This is a genomic window from Arthrobacter sp. Cza30 (assembly GCF_059090765.1).
Genome location: NZ_JBNHGA010000001.1, coordinates 1,065,683 through 1,082,128, shown reverse-complemented (window position 1 = coordinate 1,082,128; position 16,446 = coordinate 1,065,683). Strand labels below are relative to the sequence as shown.

At 70.8% G+C, this 16,446-nt stretch carries 17 protein-coding genes; 9 read left to right on the top strand and 8 right to left on the bottom strand.

Translation table 11 applies throughout. The features are described 5' to 3' along the window. Positions 1 to 4 precede the first annotated feature (4 nt). Complete coding sequence (locus AC5RVZ_RS04940; RefSeq protein WP_494064640.1) at positions 5 to 217, bottom strand: UDP-N-acetylmuramyl pentapeptide phosphotransferase; 213 nt, start codon at positions 215 to 217, stop codon at positions 5 to 7. A gap of 172 nt (positions 218 to 389) precedes the next feature. Then, complete coding sequence (glpX, locus tag AC5RVZ_RS04935; RefSeq protein WP_494064639.1) at positions 390 to 1,379, bottom strand: class II fructose-bisphosphatase; 990 nt, start codon at positions 1,377 to 1,379, stop codon at positions 390 to 392. Between the two features lie 223 nt (positions 1,380 to 1,602). Here glpX and fbaA point away from each other — a divergent pair, with 223 nt between their 5' ends. Next, on the top strand, positions 1,603 to 2,634 hold the full coding sequence (gene fbaA, locus AC5RVZ_RS04930) for a class II fructose-bisphosphate aldolase (RefSeq protein ID WP_494064638.1): 1,032 nt from the start codon (positions 1,603 to 1,605) through the stop codon (positions 2,632 to 2,634). Positions 2,635 to 2,748: 114 nt separating this feature from the next. Here fbaA and AC5RVZ_RS04925 read toward each other — a convergent pair whose 3' ends face one another. Together AC5RVZ_RS04925 and AC5RVZ_RS04920 are read right to left on the bottom strand one after the other, a co-directional pair. Then, positions 2,749 to 3,345, bottom strand: a complete 597-nt coding sequence (locus tag AC5RVZ_RS04925; protein WP_494064637.1) for a DUF6264 family protein — start codon at positions 3,343 to 3,345, stop codon at positions 2,749 to 2,751. Further along, complete coding sequence (locus AC5RVZ_RS04920) at positions 3,342 to 4,382, bottom strand: 4-hydroxy-3-methylbut-2-enyl diphosphate reductase (protein ID WP_494064744.1); 1,041 nt, start codon at positions 4,380 to 4,382, stop codon at positions 3,342 to 3,344. The genes AC5RVZ_RS04925 and AC5RVZ_RS04920 overlap by 4 nt, the downstream gene beginning before the upstream one ends. Positions 4,383 to 4,490: 108 nt before the next feature. Here AC5RVZ_RS04920 and xseA point away from each other — a divergent pair, with 108 nt between their 5' ends. Genes xseA through AC5RVZ_RS04885 form a run of 7 tightly spaced genes read left to right on the top strand, consistent with a single transcriptional unit; the run spans position 4,491 to position 11,028 of the window. After that, complete coding sequence (gene xseA, locus AC5RVZ_RS04915) at positions 4,491 to 5,840, top strand: exodeoxyribonuclease VII large subunit (RefSeq protein WP_494064636.1); 1,350 nt, start codon at positions 4,491 to 4,493, stop codon at positions 5,838 to 5,840. A gap of 1 nt (position 5,841) precedes the next feature. Further along, entirely contained in the window at positions 5,842 to 6,099 is a 258-nt protein-coding gene (locus tag AC5RVZ_RS04910; RefSeq protein ID WP_494064635.1) for an exodeoxyribonuclease VII small subunit, read from the top strand. Continuing rightward, on the top strand, positions 6,099 to 6,743 hold the full coding sequence (locus AC5RVZ_RS04905; RefSeq protein ID WP_494064634.1) for a DUF4245 family protein: 645 nt from the start codon (positions 6,099 to 6,101) through the stop codon (positions 6,741 to 6,743). Before AC5RVZ_RS04910 ends, AC5RVZ_RS04905 begins: the two co-directional genes overlap by 1 nt. Before the next feature lie 35 nt (positions 6,744 to 6,778). After that, positions 6,779 to 7,390: a carbonic anhydrase gene (locus AC5RVZ_RS04900; RefSeq protein ID WP_494064743.1), complete on the top strand. Its 612-nt coding sequence runs from the start codon at positions 6,779 to 6,781 to the stop codon at positions 7,388 to 7,390. Between the two features lie 35 nt (positions 7,391 to 7,425). After that, complete coding sequence (locus AC5RVZ_RS04895) at positions 7,426 to 8,820, top strand: class II fumarate hydratase (RefSeq protein WP_494064633.1); 1,395 nt, start codon at positions 7,426 to 7,428, stop codon at positions 8,818 to 8,820. A 46-nt stretch (positions 8,821 to 8,866) separates the two neighbouring features. Continuing rightward, complete coding sequence (locus tag AC5RVZ_RS04890; protein WP_494064632.1) at positions 8,867 to 10,375, top strand: sensor histidine kinase; 1,509 nt, start codon at positions 8,867 to 8,869, stop codon at positions 10,373 to 10,375. Further along, the gene (locus tag AC5RVZ_RS04885; protein ID WP_494064631.1) at positions 10,372 to 11,028 is read left to right on the top strand and encodes a response regulator transcription factor; all 657 of its coding nucleotides are present in this window, start codon (positions 10,372 to 10,374) and stop codon (positions 11,026 to 11,028) included. Before AC5RVZ_RS04890 ends, AC5RVZ_RS04885 begins: the two co-directional genes overlap by 4 nt. Positions 11,029 to 11,126: 98 nt before the next feature. Here AC5RVZ_RS04885 and AC5RVZ_RS04880 read toward each other — a convergent pair whose 3' ends face one another. The 4 genes from AC5RVZ_RS04880 to AC5RVZ_RS04865 form a co-directional block, all read right to left on the bottom strand. Then, a complete protein-coding gene (locus tag AC5RVZ_RS04880; RefSeq protein WP_494064630.1) occupies positions 11,127 to 11,819 on the bottom strand; it encodes a hypothetical protein in 693 nt (230 codons plus the stop codon). A gap of 199 nt (positions 11,820 to 12,018) precedes the next feature. Beyond that, a complete protein-coding gene (gene phoH2 / locus AC5RVZ_RS04875; protein ID WP_494064629.1) occupies positions 12,019 to 13,374 on the bottom strand; it encodes an RNA 5'-3' helicase PhoH2 in 1,356 nt (451 codons plus the stop codon). A gap of 215 nt (positions 13,375 to 13,589) precedes the next feature. After that, a complete protein-coding gene (locus AC5RVZ_RS04870; protein WP_494064628.1) occupies positions 13,590 to 14,711 on the bottom strand; it encodes an aminotransferase class V-fold PLP-dependent enzyme in 1,122 nt (373 codons plus the stop codon). Between the two features lie 76 nt (positions 14,712 to 14,787). Then, a complete protein-coding gene (locus AC5RVZ_RS04865) occupies positions 14,788 to 15,573 on the bottom strand; it encodes an isoprenyl transferase (RefSeq protein WP_494064627.1) in 786 nt (261 codons plus the stop codon). 113 nt (positions 15,574 to 15,686) lie between these two features. Between AC5RVZ_RS04865 and trhA the strand changes: the two genes are divergently transcribed. Continuing rightward, positions 15,687 to 16,430, top strand: a complete 744-nt coding sequence (trhA, locus tag AC5RVZ_RS04860) for a PAQR family membrane homeostasis protein TrhA (protein ID WP_494064626.1) — start codon at positions 15,687 to 15,689, stop codon at positions 16,428 to 16,430. Positions 16,431 to 16,446 lie beyond the last annotated feature (16 nt).

Sequence of the window (16,446 nt, the reverse complement as noted above, 5' to 3'; positions counted from 1 at the left end):
CGCCTCAGGCGCCGCCGGGCACGAAGCTCAGCAGCACGATGACCGCTGCGGATACGCCGAAGAAGGCGCCGATCATCCACCACGCGCTCATCTCCTGGCCCTCTTCGCGGCGCACGCGAAGGAGGACATCGGGGCGGCGAGCGGGGTCGACGGCGTCTTTTACGACGGCGTGAGCGCCGGTCTGAGGTGAAGATTGGCCAACGGTGGTTGCGGCCATCGAGAACCCCCTACGGACTTGGGAAACAACGACGTGTCCCCCTCGACACGCCTCCCATTGTGCCAGGCAAGCCTGAGAACGGCCGTTACGAAACGATCACGAGTTCACACCCGCCACAGTGGTGAACTCTGATCACAGACCCTTGACGGCGGCCCCGCGGTGCCCTATGGCATCAGAGCCATTTGGAGACGAGGTGCTCGGACGACACGCGGCGGAGCGTTCCGGAGGCGCCGCGCAGCACCACGCTCTCGGTGTAGACGTAGCCTCCCTCGCGCCGGACGCCCGCTACGAGTTGGCCGTCCGTCACGCCGGTTGCGACGAAGATCGTGTTGTTGCCCTTGACGAGGTCGTCGGCCTCGTACACGAAACCGTCGAGCTTGAGTCCCGCGTCCACGCCCTTCTGCTTCTCGTCGTCATCGCGCGGCCACAGGCGCCCCTGGATGTGGCCGCCGAGCGCCTTGATGGCGCACGCCGTCACGATGCCCTCCGGGCTGCCGCCGACGCCCACGCACATGTCCGTGCGGGCGTTGTGCCGCGCGGCGTTGATGCCGCCCGCGACATCGCCGTCCGACATCAGACGGGTGCCGGCGCCCGCCGCGCGGATGTCCTCGATGAGGCGCTCGTGCCGAGGACGGTGAAGCACCGACACGACGATCTCGTCGACCGGCTTGCCCAGCGCCTTGGCGAGACGGCGGATGTTCTCGCCGATCGGCAGCCGGATGTCGACCACTCCGACGCCCGCCGGACCGGTGACGAGCTTGTCCATGTAGAACACGCTCGATGCGTCGAGCATCGTGCCGCTGTCGGAGACCGCGATCACCGAGAGGGCGTTGTTGCGTCCGGCCGCCGTGAGCGACGTGCCGTCGATCGGGTCGACGGCCACGTCCGCCCTGGGGCCGCGGCCGTTGCCGACGCGCTCGCCGTTGAACAGCATCGGCGCCTCGTCCTTCTCCCCCTCGCCGATCACGATGGTGCCGTCGAAGTTCACGGTGGTGAAGAACGCCCGCATCGCGTCGACGGCGGCCTTGTCGGCGGCCTCCTTGTCGCCGCGGCCGATGAACGGGACGGCGCGGATCGCCGCCGCCTCCGTGGCGCGAACGAGCTCGAGTGCGAGGTTCCGGTCGGGATGCAGCGGGCTCATGTCCGCGGTCAGGCTCACCATGCGCTCGAGCCTAGCCAGCGTCCCGCGCCACGACGGCGATTTACCCCGTCGCCGCGGCGAAGGAATCGGGAATCTTTCACAACCGGCAGGACCTGGGGTTCCGGCGGCCTCCGCTGCCTTCGCGCCGCCGCCGCATGAAGTCCCCTTCGCTAGGCTTTCCCGTGACGCCGCGCTCGTCGCACAGCGCCCGCACTCACCGCCCCGGCACTCACAAGGAGCACTCATGCCCGTCGCCACCCCCGAGCAGTACGCCGACATGCTGGACCGCGCGAAGGCCGGTGGCTTCGCGTATCCCGCGATCAACGTCTCCAGCTCGCAGACCATCAACGCCGTCCTGCAGGGCCTGACCGAAGCCGGCTCCGACGGCATCATCCAGGTCACGACGGGCGGCGCCGACTACTTCGCCGGCCACACCGTCAAGGCCCGCGCGACCGGTGCCCTCGCCTTCGCGAGGTACGCCACCGAGGTCGCCAAGAACTACCCCATCACGGTCGCGCTCCACACCGACCACTGCCCCAAGGAGGCGCTGCCGAATTTCGTGCTGCCGCTCCTCGAGGCGTCAGAGGAGGAGGTCCGCGCCGGGCGCAACCCCATCTTCCAGTCGCACATGTGGGACGGGTCGGCTGTGCCGCTCGATGAGAACATCGAGATCGCCAAGGAGCTGCTCCCTCGCCTGAAGAACATCAACGCGATCCTCGAGATCGAGGTGGGCGTCGTCGGCGGCGAAGAGGACGGGATCAAGCACGAAGGCTCGAACGAGGCGCTGTACACCACGGTGGGCGACGTCACGAAGGCGGTCGAGGCGCTGGGTCTCGGCGAGAACGGCCGCTACATCTCGGCTCTGACCTTCGGCAACGTGCACGGCGTGTACAAGCCGGGCAACGTGAAGCTGCGCCCGGAGCTGCTCGGCGAGATCCAGGAGGGGATCGCCGCGCAGTTCGGCACGGGTCCGAAGCCCCTCGACCTCGTCTTCCACGGCGGCAGCGGCTCGAGCGACGAGGAGATCGCGCTGGCCGTGGCCAACGGCGTGGTGAAGATGAACATCGACACCGACACGCAGTACGCCTTCACGCGGTCGATCGCCGGATTCATGTTCACCAACTACGAGGGCGTGCTGAAGGTCGACGGCGAGGTCGGCAACAAGAAGCAGTACGACCCGCGCGCCTGGGGCAAGATCGCCGAGTCGGCGATGGCGGCGCGCGTCGTCGAGGCCACCCAGCAGCTGGGCTCGGCCGGCAAGAGCCTCGCCGCCTGACGCCTCCCGCGCAGCGGCTTCCCGGATGCCTCGGCACCGCCCCGTCAAGGGGCGCGAGCCGAGGCATCCGGCGTTCGGGCCGGGACCGCCGCTTCCGCCCGCTCGCGGTCGGGTTCAGCGGATGCTGTCGGTGAGGGCCTGCCACACGCCCGGATCCCCCATGAGGGGGACCGCCATGAGCGTTCCGGCGATGAAGGTGAACACGACACCGGCCACGAGCGGGATCCACCAGGTCAGGCGGCCACGCCGCAGGCTGCGCCACGACAGCAGAGCGGTTCCGATCCAGCCGACCGCCAAGACGAGGGCGGCGGCGATGCCCCACGGCCGGCCGGCCGCCGGGTCGGTGAGTTCGGCGTCGACGCCCAGGACCGAGAACATCGTGTCGGCGTACGCGGCGTAGTCGGTGAACGCCGGGAAGGACGACAGCACGTTGAACAGCCCGTACGTCAGGAGGGCGATCGTGGCGATGCGGTCGGCGAGGCGCGGCGGCCGTACGGGGTCTCCCGCCTGTGCGGGAGCGACGGGCGGTGTCGGCGCCGCTGCGGGCTGACCCGTCTCCAGCGCCCACGTGACATCCGGCTGACGGATCCGGGCGCGCTGCTCCTCCGGGGTGGCGTACTCGCCGTACTGAGGCCGCGGCCGGGCTGCTCCCCCCGGTGCGTCGGCGCCCGTGGGCCCCGCGGCGGCCGTGAACGGATCCGGCTGGCTCACGCGCGCGCCCTGCCACCGAGCGCGCGCTCGTCGCGCTTGCCGGCGGCATCCTGTCGCAGCTCCTTGGGCAGGGAGAACATCAGATCCTCCTCCGCGGTGCGCACCTCTTCGACGTCGCGGTACCCGGCCCCGGCGAGCTCGCGCAGCACCTCCTGCACCAGGACGTCCGGCACGGACGCGCCGCTGGTCACGCCGACGGTCTCGACGCCCTCGAGCCACTCCTGCTTCACCTCGTCGGCGTAATCGACCCGGTAAGCGGCCTTCGCGCCGTACTCCCGGGCGACCTCGACCAGACGCACGCTGTTCGACGAGTTCGCCGAGCCGACGACGATGACGAGGTCGGCGTCCTTCGCGACCTTTTTGATGGCGACCTGGCGGTTCTGGGTCGCGTAGCAGATGTCGTCCGACGGCGGATCCTGCAGCTGCGGGAAGCGGTCGCGCAACCGCCGCACCGTCTCCATCGTCTCGTCGACCGACAGCGTCGTCTGCGACAGCCACACGACCTTGGACGGGTCGCGGACCTCGATGGTGTCCGCCTCGTCGGGCGAGTTCACGACGGTCACGTGCTCGGGCGCCTCGCCGGCGGTCCCCTCGACCTCCTCGTGCCCCTCGTGGCCGATGAGGAGGATCTCGAAGTCGTCGCGCGCGAAGCGCACGGCCTCCCGGTGCACCTTGGTGACCAGGGGACACGTCGCGTCGATGGCACGCAGGCCCCGATCGGCGGCGGCGTTCACGACGGCAGGGGACACGCCGTGCGCGCTGAAGACGACGTGCGCGCCCTCGGGAACCTCGTCGACCTCGTCGACGAAGATCGCGCCCTTGGCCTCCAGCTCGGTGACGACGTGGATGTTGTGCACGATCTGCTTGCGCACGTACACCGGTGCACCGAAACGCTCGAGCGCCTTCTCGACCGCGATCACGGCGCGGTCCACACCCGCGCAGTATCCACGGGGGGCTGCCAGGAGCACCTTCTTGTGTCCCTGCACCGGGATATCCTGGAGCGGTTCGCGCCGCCGCGGAATGCGGGGAACGGGCATGCTCACACGGGTCGTACCCAGGGTGCTGATGGTCACCCCTCGATTCTACGATCGGCCCCTGAACGCAAGCTCCGCGCGGACAGAACCCCCCGCGCACGAGGAGATCGCATGACGACGTTCCAGCCGGCCGCGATCCCCGGCCAGCCGCCCCCGCCGGACTCCGTGCCGCCCCGCGACTCCACGGCGCAAGCGCCGACCTCGGTGTCACGGCTGAACGACACCATCCGCGGCTTCATCCAGACGTGGGGCTCGGTATGGGTCGAGGGCGAGATCACGGCGTGGAACCTGCGTGGCGGCAACGTCTTCGGGCGCCTCAAGGATCTGGTCACCGACGCCACGATCTCGTTCCGGATCTGGTCGTCCACCCGGGAGCGGCTGCCACGCGACCTCAAGGTCGGCGATCACGTCGTCGTGTGCGTCAAGGCCGACTTCTTCGCGCGCACCGGCGACTTCACCTTCGCGGTGTCGGCGATGCGGCACGTCGGGCTGGGCGACCAGCTCGAGAAGCTCGAGCGGCTGCGGGTGCAGCTGCGCGCCGAGGGCCTGTTCGACGCCGCGCGCAAGCGACCGCTTCCGTTCCTTCCTCATGTCATCGGACTGATCACCGGGGAGAACTCCGACGCCGAGAAGGACGTCCACCGCAACGCCGAGCTGCGCTGGCCGCAGGTGCGGTTCCGAACGAAGTACGCCGCAGTGCAGGGCGACCGCTGCGTGCCCGAGACGATCGCCGCGCTCAAGGCGCTGGACGCAGCCCCGGACGTCGACGTCATCATCATCGCGCGCGGCGGCGGCGACCCGCAGACCCTGCTCGGCTTCAGCGACGAGAGGCTGCTGCGGGCGGTGGCGGCCTCGTCGACGCCGGTGGTCAGCGCGATCGGCCACGAGAACGACCACCCGCTCCTGGATGACGTCGCAGACCTGCGCGCGTCGACGCCGACGGATGCGGCCAAACGCGTCGTTCCCGATGTGGCCGAGCAGAGGGCGCTCGTGGCCCAGCTGCGCGCCCGCCTCACCTCGCGCCTCACCCAGCGGGTCACGCACGACATCGCCCAGCTCGAGCAGCTGCGGTCCCGCCCGGTGCTCCGGACGCCCGAGTCCCTCCTGACCACGCGCGCACACGAGGTGGAGCTCCTCGCGGCCCGCGGGCGGGAGCGGATCGACCGGACGCTCGACGCGCACGGCCGCCGCACCGCGGAGCTGCGCGCGACGCTGCGGGCCCTCTCCCCCGCGTCGACGCTCGCCCGGGGCTACGCCATCGCCCAGCTCACCGACGGCGCGATCGTTCGGGATGCGGCGCAGGCGCCCGCGTCGACGCCGGTCGTCGTGACCGTCGGACGCGGCGCGTTCGCGGCCGTCTCGGAGGGTCCGATCGAGGATTCGCACCCATCGCTGCTCGACGAGCCCGGCGAAGGCGTCGGCGGGCGCGAACCGGCAGAGCCCGATGCGGCTGAGAACTAGGATGGGAGCCATGACCGACACCCGCGGCGCCGTGACCGACGTCGCGTCGCTGACGTTCGAGCAGGCGCGCGACGAGCTCGTCCGCGTCGTCGCGGAGCTGGAGCAGGGAGCACCCACGCTGGAGCAGGCCCTCGCGCTGTGGGAGCGGGGCGAAGCCCTCGCCGCGCGCTGCGAAGAGTGGCTGCTGGGAGCCAAGCGTCGCCTGGATGCCGCCCGCGCGTCGACCGCCGGTTCCTCGGACGGGAACGGAGCGCCCTGATGGCCGACCAGCGACGCATCGTCGCGGAGCTCGGACGACCCGAGACGCCCGAGGAGACCGCGAACCGCAAGGCCGAGGCGTCCCGGGTGTACCGCGCGAGCCAGAACACGCGCAACCTCATCGCGGCGCTCCTGGTCACCCTCGCCGTCGTCGCCGTCATCGTCTTCGCCGTGCCGCGGGGCACGCCGCCCGAGCGCGAGCCGATCGACGTGACGGCCGAGGCCGAGCGGGTCGCAGCCGCCGAGAAGCGCACGGTCATCGCACCTGAGGTGCCCGAGACCTGGCGCGTCAACCGTGCGGCCGTCGAGAGCGACGAGTCGGTGCGGGCGTGGACCGTCGTCTACGCTCCCCCCGGCGACGGCGCCCCGTTCCTGCGGATCGCGCAGGGCTTCGACGCCGACGAGGGCTGGGCGACGCGGCTGCTGGCCGGATCGGCGCCCGAGGACTCGACGACGATCGACGGCATCGTGTGGGACTCGTACCAGCTCGACGCCGGACGGACCGGAAACGTCTCGGTGGCCCTGGCCGCACGGGCCGGTGCCGACACGGTCGTGATCTACGGCGTCGCCGACGCACAGACCCTCGAGACCGCTGCCGAGGCGGTCTCCGACCAGATCATCACCCTGCGTGAGGAGGCCGAGTGAGCGAAAAGCCGACGCCGGATCAGGTGTGGGAGGAGATGCGCCGCGGCAACGCGCGCTTCGTCGCCGGAGAACCACGTCATCCCCGCCAGGACGCCGACCGCCGGCATGAGCTCGCGAACGGACAGCGGCCGCGGGCCGCGCTGTTCGGATGCGCCGACTCACGACTGGCCGCCGAGATCATCTTCGACAAGGGCCTGGGCGACCTGTTCGTCGTGCGCAACGCGGGTCAGGTCGTCTCGGACTCGGTCATCGGCAGTCTGGAGTACGCCGTCGCCGTCCTGAACGTCCCCCTCATCGTGGTGCTCGCGCACGACGCGTGCGGAGCGGTGCAGGCCGCGATCGACAGCACCGACGCCGACTCCCCGGCGCTGCCGCCGCACATCTGGCGTCTGATCGCGCCGATCGTGCCCGCCGTGCGGCGCGTGCAGCGCGCGAGCGCGGTCGACGGCGTCGCGCCCGACAGCATCGACGCCGAAGAGGTCGGCCGTGAGCACCTCCGCGACACCGTCACCGAGCTCCTGCACTCGTCGGAGCTGATCAGCGACGCGGTCGCCGAGGGGCGCCTGGCGATCGTCGGCGCCAACTACCGTCTCGCCGAAGGCACCGCGGTCCCCCACGTCGCCGTGGGGCTCGCGGCGCAGGCGTGACCCGATCCCGTACCGAACATAAGGAAAACGACGACGTGACCGACATCGAGTACCGCATCGAGCACGACACCATGGGCGAGGTCCGCGTGCCCAGGAACGCGCTCTATGCCGCCCAGACCCAGCGCGCCGTGGAGAACTTCCCCATCTCGGGCGACCCGTTGGAGCCGGCGCAGATCATCGCGCTCGCGCGCATCAAGAAGGCCGCCGCGCTCGCGAACAAGGAGCTCGGCACGCTCGACGCGGACATCGCGGATGCCATCGCCGGCGCCGCCGACCGCATCATCGGCGGTGAGTTCCTCGACCAGTTCCCGATCGACGTCTACCAGACCGGCAGCGGCACGTCGTCGAACATGAACATGAACGAGGTCCTCGCGACCCTCGCCTCGCAGGCGCTCGGGGCCACGGTGCACCCGAACGATCACGTGAACGCGTCGCAGTCCTCCAACGACGTCTTCCCCACCTCCGTGCACATCGCCGTCACGCAGGAGCTCATCGACGACCTCATCCCGGCACTGGACCACCTGGCCGTCGCGCTCGAGGCGAAGGCCGAGGCCTGGAAGGACGTCGTCAAGTCGGGGCGCACGCACCTGATGGATGCCACCCCGGTGACCCTCGGGCAGGAGTTCGGCGGGTACGCCCGGCAGATCCGGCTGGGCATCGAGCGCGTGCAGGCGGTGCTGCCGCGCGTCGCCGAGGTGCCGCTGGGCGGCACGGCCGTCGGGACCGGCATCAACACGCCGCTGGGGTTCCCGCAGCGGGTCCTCGAGCTCATCGTGGCCGAGACGGAGCTTCCGATCACCGAGGCGAAGGACCATTTCGAGGCCCAGGCCAACCGGGACGGCCTCGTCGAGGCATCCGGCGCGCTGCGCACCATCGCCGTGTCGCTCACCAAGATCAACAACGACCTGCGCTGGATGGGTTCGGGCCCCAACACAGGTCTGGGCGAGCTGCACATCCCCGATCTGCAGCCGGGCTCGTCGATCATGCCGGGCAAGGTGAACCCGGTGATCCCGGAGGCCACGCTGATGGTGTGCGCCCGCGTGATCGGCAATGACGCGACCGTGGCGTGGGCCGGCGCGTCGGGCTCGTTCGAGCTGAACGTGGCGATCCCCGTCATGGGCACCGCGGTGCTGGAATCCATCAGCCTGCTGGCCAACGCGACGCGCATCCTCGCGGACAAGACCATCGACGGCCTCGAGGCCAACGTGGAGCGCGCCGCGGCGTACGCGGGGATGTCGCCGTCGATCGTGACGCCGCTGAACAAGCTCATCGGGTACGAGGCGGCGGCCAAGATCGCCAAGCACTCGGTCGCCAAGGGCATCACCGTGCGCGAGGCCGTCATCGACCTCGGCTACGTCGAGCGCGGCGAACTCACCCTCGAGCAGCTCGACGACAAACTCGATCTGCTCTCGATGACGCACCCGGGCTGAGTCGCACCACGTGCCCCAGGAGCGGTTCGGGCGCAATAATCGGGGGGTGGCTCGGACACCCCGCCCCATCCCCGCGCGCGTCAGGATCCTCTCGGCGATCCTGGCCGTGGCGTGCGTGGGCCTGGCCATCGTGGGCAGCGTCACATTCATGGTGCAGCGCGAGCAGGTCATCGCCGGCGTGAACGCTCGCCTGGACGCCCAGGTGCAGTCCCTGCGCGGGGTCGCCGACCGCAGCAGCGTCGAGGAGACCGGCTCGGGCGCGGAACCCGCCACCGAGGACGCCGACGTCAGCGATTACGCGTCGATCGACGACTACCTCCGGGCCGTCGTAGCCCGCCTCGTTCCGGCTCGCAACGAGGCATCCCTCGCTCTCATCGACGGGGTGGCGCGCTACAAGCCGGCGACGCTGTCGGGCTTCGACATCTCCGACAACACGGCGTTCATCGAACGCGTTCTCGACGAGACGGCGGGCGGCACGGCCAAGAAGGGGACGGCGGTCACCGATCAGGGGTCGCTGCGCTACGTCGCCATCCCGGTCACGATGCCGGGGGACCCCCGCACGGGACTGTACGTGCGCGTCGTCGACCTCGGCGCCGAGCTCGAGCCGGTCACCGTCGCGATGATCACGTACGTCATCGCGGCGCTCATCGTGCTCGGCGCCATCGCCGTGGTGGGCTGGTTCGTGACGGGCAGGCTCCTCTCCCCCATCCGGCATCTCCGCGAGACGGCGAACGCCATCTCGATCACCGACCTGTCGCCGCGCCTGTCCGCCGAGGGCAACGACGACATCGCCGACCTGTCGCGCACCGTCAACTCGATGCTCGACCGCCTGGAGGGGTCCGTCGACGTGCAGCGGCAGCTGCTGGACGATGTGCGGCACGAGCTGAAGACGCCGATCACGATCGTGCGCGGCCACCTCGAGCTGATGGACCCGCGAGACGCCGATGACGTCGCCTCCGCCCGCGAGATCGGCATGGCCGAACTCGACCGGCTCGCGCGACTGGTGGAGGACATCGACCTGCTGGCCGCGGCCGAGGGCGACTCGTACACGATGCGCGAGGTCGACCTGGCGGCGCTGACCGCGCGTGTCGGGGAACTCGTCGCCGTGATCCCCGGGCACACGTGGACCGTCGAGGCCCACGCTGAGGGCGTCACCGTCGGCGACCAGGACCGGCTGCTGCAGGCGTGGCTCCAGCTCGCCGACAACGCCGCGAAGTACACGCCCGCCGGGTCGCCGATCGAGATCGGAAGCGCACTGGATGCCGGCGGTGCGCGGCTGTGGGTGCGCGACCACGGCGCCGGCATCCCGCACGGCGCACGCCACCGCATCTTCCGCCGGTTCGACCGCGCCCACGGCAAGCGGACGATCGGGGGCTCGGGGCTGGGGCTGGCGATCGTCGATGCGATCGCCAAGTCGCACGGCGGTCAGTGCGCCGTGACCGACACACCCGGCGGCGGAGCGACCTTCACGATCCATCTGCCGCCGACCACGGCGGAGCTGCCGGCGCCCGTGCGGGCAGGCGATGTCGTGCTGCAACGGGAGGCCGCCGGATGACGAAGATCCTCATCGTCGAGGACGAACCGCGCATCGCCTCGTTCGTCAGTCGCGGGCTTGAAGCGGCGGGATACGAGACCGTGCGCATCGAGGACGGCGCGGAGGGCCTGGCCGCGGCCCTGCGCGGCGACGGCGACCTCGTGCTGCTGGACGTCGGCCTGCCGAGCATGGACGGGTTCGAGGTGCTGCGGGAGCTGCGCGCCCGCGGGTCGGCCATCCCGGTGATCATGCTGACCGCCCGCTCCAGCACACGGGACACCGTCGAGGGCCTCGAGGCGGGTGCGAACGACTACGTCTCGAAGCCGTTCACCTTCGAGGAGCTGCTGGCACGGGTCCGGTCGCGGCTGCGCGAGAACATGCCGCAGCCGAGCGTATCCATCTCGCACGGCGGCGTCGTGCTCGACGTGCTCGCGCGGCGCGCGACGGTCGATGACCGCGAGGTCGACCTCTCGGCCCGCGAGTTCGCGCTCGCGGAGCAGTTCCTGCGCAACCCCGGCCGGGTGCTCAGCCGCGAACTGCTCCTGAGCCGGGTGTGGGGGCTGGACTTCGACCCGGGCTCGAACGTCGTCGATGTCTATGTGCGATATCTGCGAGGGAAGCTCGGTGCCGATCACATCGTGACGGTGCGCGGCGCCGGCTATCGCTGGGAGTGACGCGCTCGCAACCTGCCGCCGGCCCCTGACGGAGAAGAAGCCCCCGGTGTTGGGGGACACCGGGGGCTGGAAAGGCCGGACTGGGGGATCCGGCCGTCTCAGTCGCGCCAGACTGGGGATTCGCGCGACTGATCCTGATTCACGTCGCCGCCGGGGGCATGCCACCGGTCGTCGCCGTTCGAACCCGCGATCGCGGGAAGTCTCTGCAGAGTGCCGACGAGCCGGCCGGCGCCGTCCTCGCCGGAGGCGGACCGCTTCTCGGACCCGCGGCCGTTGCCGCCGTCGGCCTTGGTGTAGCGCTCCTCGAGGCGAGCGATCCACTCCTCCACCCGCTCGGGCGACCAGCCGCGTGCCGCAGCCCACGCACGGACGGCGTCCCACGAGCCGGCTGCCACGGATGCCGCCTCCGCCTCCTCGCGGGTCGCGGGCGCCTGCGGCGCCGACGGCGTCTGGGGCGCGGCAGGAGCGGGGGCAGGCGGCGCCGGCGGCGCCGGCGCCGGGTTCGCGGGCGCCGGCGGGGTCGGGTCGGACGGCCGCTGCGCGTCCACGACGTACGGGTCCGGCGCCTGCACCGTCTCGGGACGCGACGTCGATGCGGAGACCCCGTCCGTGCCCGCGCCGGAGTCCTCGTTCATCGCGGCGGCCGGTACCAGCACCCGGGCCGCGGCCATGTCGGAGCCGGACGAGTCGGCGAGCGCTGCGGAGGTGGTCAGCGCGACCGCGCAGATGACGGCGACGCTCGCCGCGACGGCGGACACGCCGCCGACCACGAGCCCCGTGCGTCCGTCCACGGTCATCCTTCCTCTCCGCGCGCCAAGAGCGCTGCACCCCGAAGATCTGCGCCCGGGAAGCGCCTCATCAATCGTGCCAGACCGTCGGAGTGGTTCCCGACACCACGAGTGAGACTCTTCTCATTGCGAAGCACCTCTTCGCGCGGTGTCCGGGACCCGGAAGGGGCCGGGATGCGGCATCCCGGCCCCCTCCGTCGGCTCAGGCCAGCTCGCCGGCCTCCAGCAGATCCGTCACCAGGGCGGCGATCGCCGACCGCTCGGAGCGGACGAGGGTCACGTGCCCGAACAGCCCGTGCCCCTTGAGCGTCTCGATCACCGACGCGACGCCGTCGTGGCGGCCCACTCGCAGGTTGTCGCGCTGGCCGACATCGTGGGTGAGCACCACGCGGGAGTTCTGCCCGATGCGGCTGAGCACCGTCAGCAGGACGTTGCGCTCCAGCGACTGGGCCTCGTCGACGATCACGAAGGCGTCGTGCAGCGATCGTCCGCGGATGTGCGTGAGCGGCAGCACCTCGAGCAGCCCGCGCTCGATCACCTCATCGAGGACGTTCGTCGAGACCACCGAGCCGAGGGTGTCGAAGACCGCCTGCCCCCACGGGTTCATCTTCTCCTGCTGATCGCCGGGGAGGTACCCCAGCTCCTGGCCGCCGACGGCGAACAGCGGGCGGAAGACGATGATCTTGCGCTGCTGCTGCCGCTCGAGGACCGCCTCCAGCGCCGCGCACAGGGCGAGCGCCGACTTGCCGGTGCCCGCTCGCCCTCCGAGCGAGACGATGCCGACCTCCGGGTCCAGCAGGAGGTCGATCGCGATGCGCTGCTCGGCGGAGCGACCGTGCAGGCCGAACACGTCCCGATCCCCGCGCACCAGGCGGTACTCGCCGTCGCCGACGACGCGCCCCAGAGCGGAGCCGCGCTCGGAGTGGATGATCAGCCCGGTGTTGACCGGGAGCCCGCGCACCTCGTCGCTCGCCGCGACCTCGCTCTCGTACAGGTCGCTGATCTCATCGCCCGAGACGTCGAGCTCGGCGATGCCGGTCCAGCCGGAGTCGACGGCCTGCTCGGCCAGGTACTCCTCGGCGATCACACCGAGGGAGGCCGCCTTGACGCGCATCGGCAGGTCCTTGGAGACGACGGTGACCTCCTGCCCGTCCTGGGCGAGGTGCATGGCCACGGCGAGGATCCGGCTGTCGTTGTCGCCGAGCCGCATGCCGGAGGGCAGCACCGTGGGATCGGTGTTGTTCAGCTCGACGCGCAGCGTGCCGCCCGCGCCGACGGGGACCGGGAAGTCCAGTCGTCCGTGTTCGACCCGCAGCTCGTCGAGATGACGCAGCGCCTGGCGGGCGAAGTACCCGATCTCAGGATCATGGCGCTTGCCCTCGAGCTCGGTGATCACCACGACGGGGATCACGACGTTGTGCTCGGCGAACCGGAAGAACGCGCGCGGATCGCTCAGCAGCACCGACGTGTCGAGCACGTAGGTGCGAAGCTGCTGATCCGTCCCGTCGACCTGCTCGAAGTCCTGACGGCGCTGCTTGTGTGGTGCTGATGTGGTCACAACCCACTCCCGCCCCGGGTCGGAAACCCGGCAGTCACGAGTCGGCCGTGGGCCACGAGTCGTGATCCGAGAGGCCGACTCGACCGGGCGCCTTGCCCGATGTCATGACCGTACGACTCGGCGACGACATCCCGGGACCTCGACACGCCCGCAATTCGTGACGGAGAGGTGAATTCCGGATGCCGTGTCGCGGGCGAGTGCGAAGCCCGGGTGCGTCACCACGTCCGTGCCGAGGAGAAGGCCGCGAGCGCGTCGCCGAACAGCCGCAGCGTGTCGGCTCCCGTGCCGACGTGCGGCGCCACCCGGATGCGCCCGGCCCGCACCGTCACGGTGAGGCCGTGGTTGGCAAGGGATGCCGCCAGCGGCGCGGCATCCCGCGGCGCCGGCTCCAGCGTCACGATGCCCGCCCGCTGCTCGGGCTCGCGCGGCGTGATGACCGGGATGCCGTAGCGGTCGGCGAAGAAGATGACATCGCCCGTGCGGGCGGCCAGCTCCGTCTCGATGGCCGCCACGCCCACGTCGGCGACGTCGCGCAGCGCCGTGGCCAGTCGTGCGGCGGCCAGCGTGTCCGGTCCGGAGACGGTGTACGCCTGCGCGGATCGCGCCGGCGCCGGCACCTCGTCGACGGGCAGGTCGCCCTCGACGCCGCGGAAGCCCGAGAGCACCGGCGTGATGCGATTGAGGGCGCGGTCGCCGAACCACGCGAAGCCGGTGCCGCGGCCGGCGCGCAGCCACTTGTACCCGTGCCCGCACACCACATCGGCCGCGCCGTAGTCGACGTCCACCATGCCGAATGCCTGGACGGCGTCGACGATGAGCAGGCGGTCGCCGATGACCTCGCGCAGACCGGCGAGATCGGCGCGATATCCGGTGCGGAAGTCGACGAGGCTGACCGCGAGCGCTCGCGTCCGCTCGGTGAGCGCAGCCCGCACCACATCGGGCGTGATCCGGCCGTCCGGCGGCTCCAGCCACTGGAGCTCGAGGGACCCGAGCGCGTCGGCCGCTCGCGTTGCGGCGACGGTGAGACTCGGGAACTCCCCCCGCCCCAGCATCAGCCCGCCCTCCAGACCGTAGACGGCATGCATGAGCCCGTAGGTCGCGGACGGCTGCAGCACGACCTGATCCATGGCGACGTCCATGAGGTCGGCCACGAGCTCGCGTGCTTCGCGCACGTGATCGGTGACCAGGCGGATGCCGGCGCTCCGTCCCGATCCCAGCAGCTCGGTGTCGCCCTGAGCCTCTTCGCGGACGGCGGGAGCGAGCGGTCCGAAGGCAGCCCAGTCCAGGTAGCCCGGTTCCCCATCGAACGACTGCAGATACGTCTCGAGATCCCCCATCCGCGTCATTCTGGCAGAGCGACGACGGAGACGGCCAGATGCCCTGATGACGGGCGGATTTCGCTCCGAGCCGGGCTCAGCCCCCGAACCGGCGGTCCCGCGACGAGAAGTCGCGGATCGCCCGCAGGAAGTCCACCTCGCGCAGGTCCGGCCCCAGGGCTTCGACGAAGTAGAACTCGCTGTGGGCGCTCTGCCACAGCAGGAAGTCGCTCAACCGCTGCTCGCCCGACGTGCGGATCACCAGATCCGGGTCGGGCTGGCCTCCGGTGTAGAGGTGCTCGCCGATCTGCTCCGGGGTGAGGCTGGCGGCGAGCTCCTCGAGCGAGCCGCCGCTCTCGTGATGCTTGGCGATGATGCTGCGCACGGCGTCGACGATCTCGCTGCGACCCCCGTAGCCGACGGCGAGGTTCACGTGCATGCCGGGGTTGTCCTTCGTGCGCTCCCCGACCTCCGCCAGCACACGGGCGAGGTCGGGCGGCAGCACGTCAGCGCGTCCGACATGTCGGACGCGCCAATCCCGCTCACGTGAGAGCTCGTCGGCGAGCTCGGCGATGATCTCGATCAGGTCGGACAGCTCCTGGGTGTCGCGCTTGCGCAGGTTGTCGGTCGACAGCAGGTACAGCGACGCCACCTTGACGCCGACGTCGTCGCACCAGCGCAGGAACTCCCTCATCTTCGCGGCGCCGGCACGGTGACCGTGTGCCGCCGATTCGTACCCGAGCTGCCGCGCCCACCGGCGGTTCCCGTCGATCATCATCGCGACGTGGCCGGGCACCGTCGCCGGATCCAGACGCCGGCGGAGGCGGTTGATGTAGAGGCGGTAGAGCGGTCCTCTGCCCTCGTTCGACCCTGCGCGCGCCACACGCCTACGCTACCCCGCGAGCCGCGAGAACCGCAGAGCGGTCACCCGCATGCCGCCGAGACAGGGTGCGTGGTATGTACCGAGCGGCATACGACGCCGCCTACGCTGGACGGATGAGCCGTCGTGCGCGCCTGCCTCAAGCACCCGAGGTCCCCGTGCTCCCGCTCCTGGATGCCGCCGCGGTCGACGCCGCGCGCCCGGAGCTCAAGCCCAGCTGGCGCGGCTGGATCCATGCCGGCACCTTCCCGGTCGCGATCGCCGCCGGGGTGGTGCTCATCGTCTTCGCCGAGGGCGCGCCGGCGAAGTGGGCCTGCGCGGTGTTCATGGCGACGTCTCTGCTGCTGTTCGGCAACTCGGCCATGTATCACCGGTTCGACTGGCAGCCGCGCACGAAGGCGATCCTCAAGCGGATCGACCACGCCAACATCCTCCTGCTGATCGCCGGCACGTACACCCCCATCGCCGCCCTCGGCCTTCCCCCCGACAAGGGCGTCCTGCTGCTGTCCGTGGTGTGGAGCGGCGCGCTCCTGGGCATCCTCTTCCGCGTCTTCTGGATCCACGCGCCCCGGTGGCTGTACGTCGCGCTGTACCTGGTGCTCGGGTGGGCGGCGATCATGTACATCGCCGACCTGTTCCAGGCCAACGCCGCGATGATGATCCTGGTGATCGTCGGCGGCGTGCTCTACACCGTCGGGGCCGTGATCTACGCGCTCAAGCGCCCCAACCCGTGGCCCGGCCACTTCGGCTTCCACGAGATCTTCCACGTGTGCACCGTGCTGGCCTTCGTGTGCCACTGGACCGCGTGCCTGCTCATCGCGCTGGCGCCGCTCACTCCCTCGCTGGGCGCGTCGGGCTGACGCGGCGGCGCCTGAC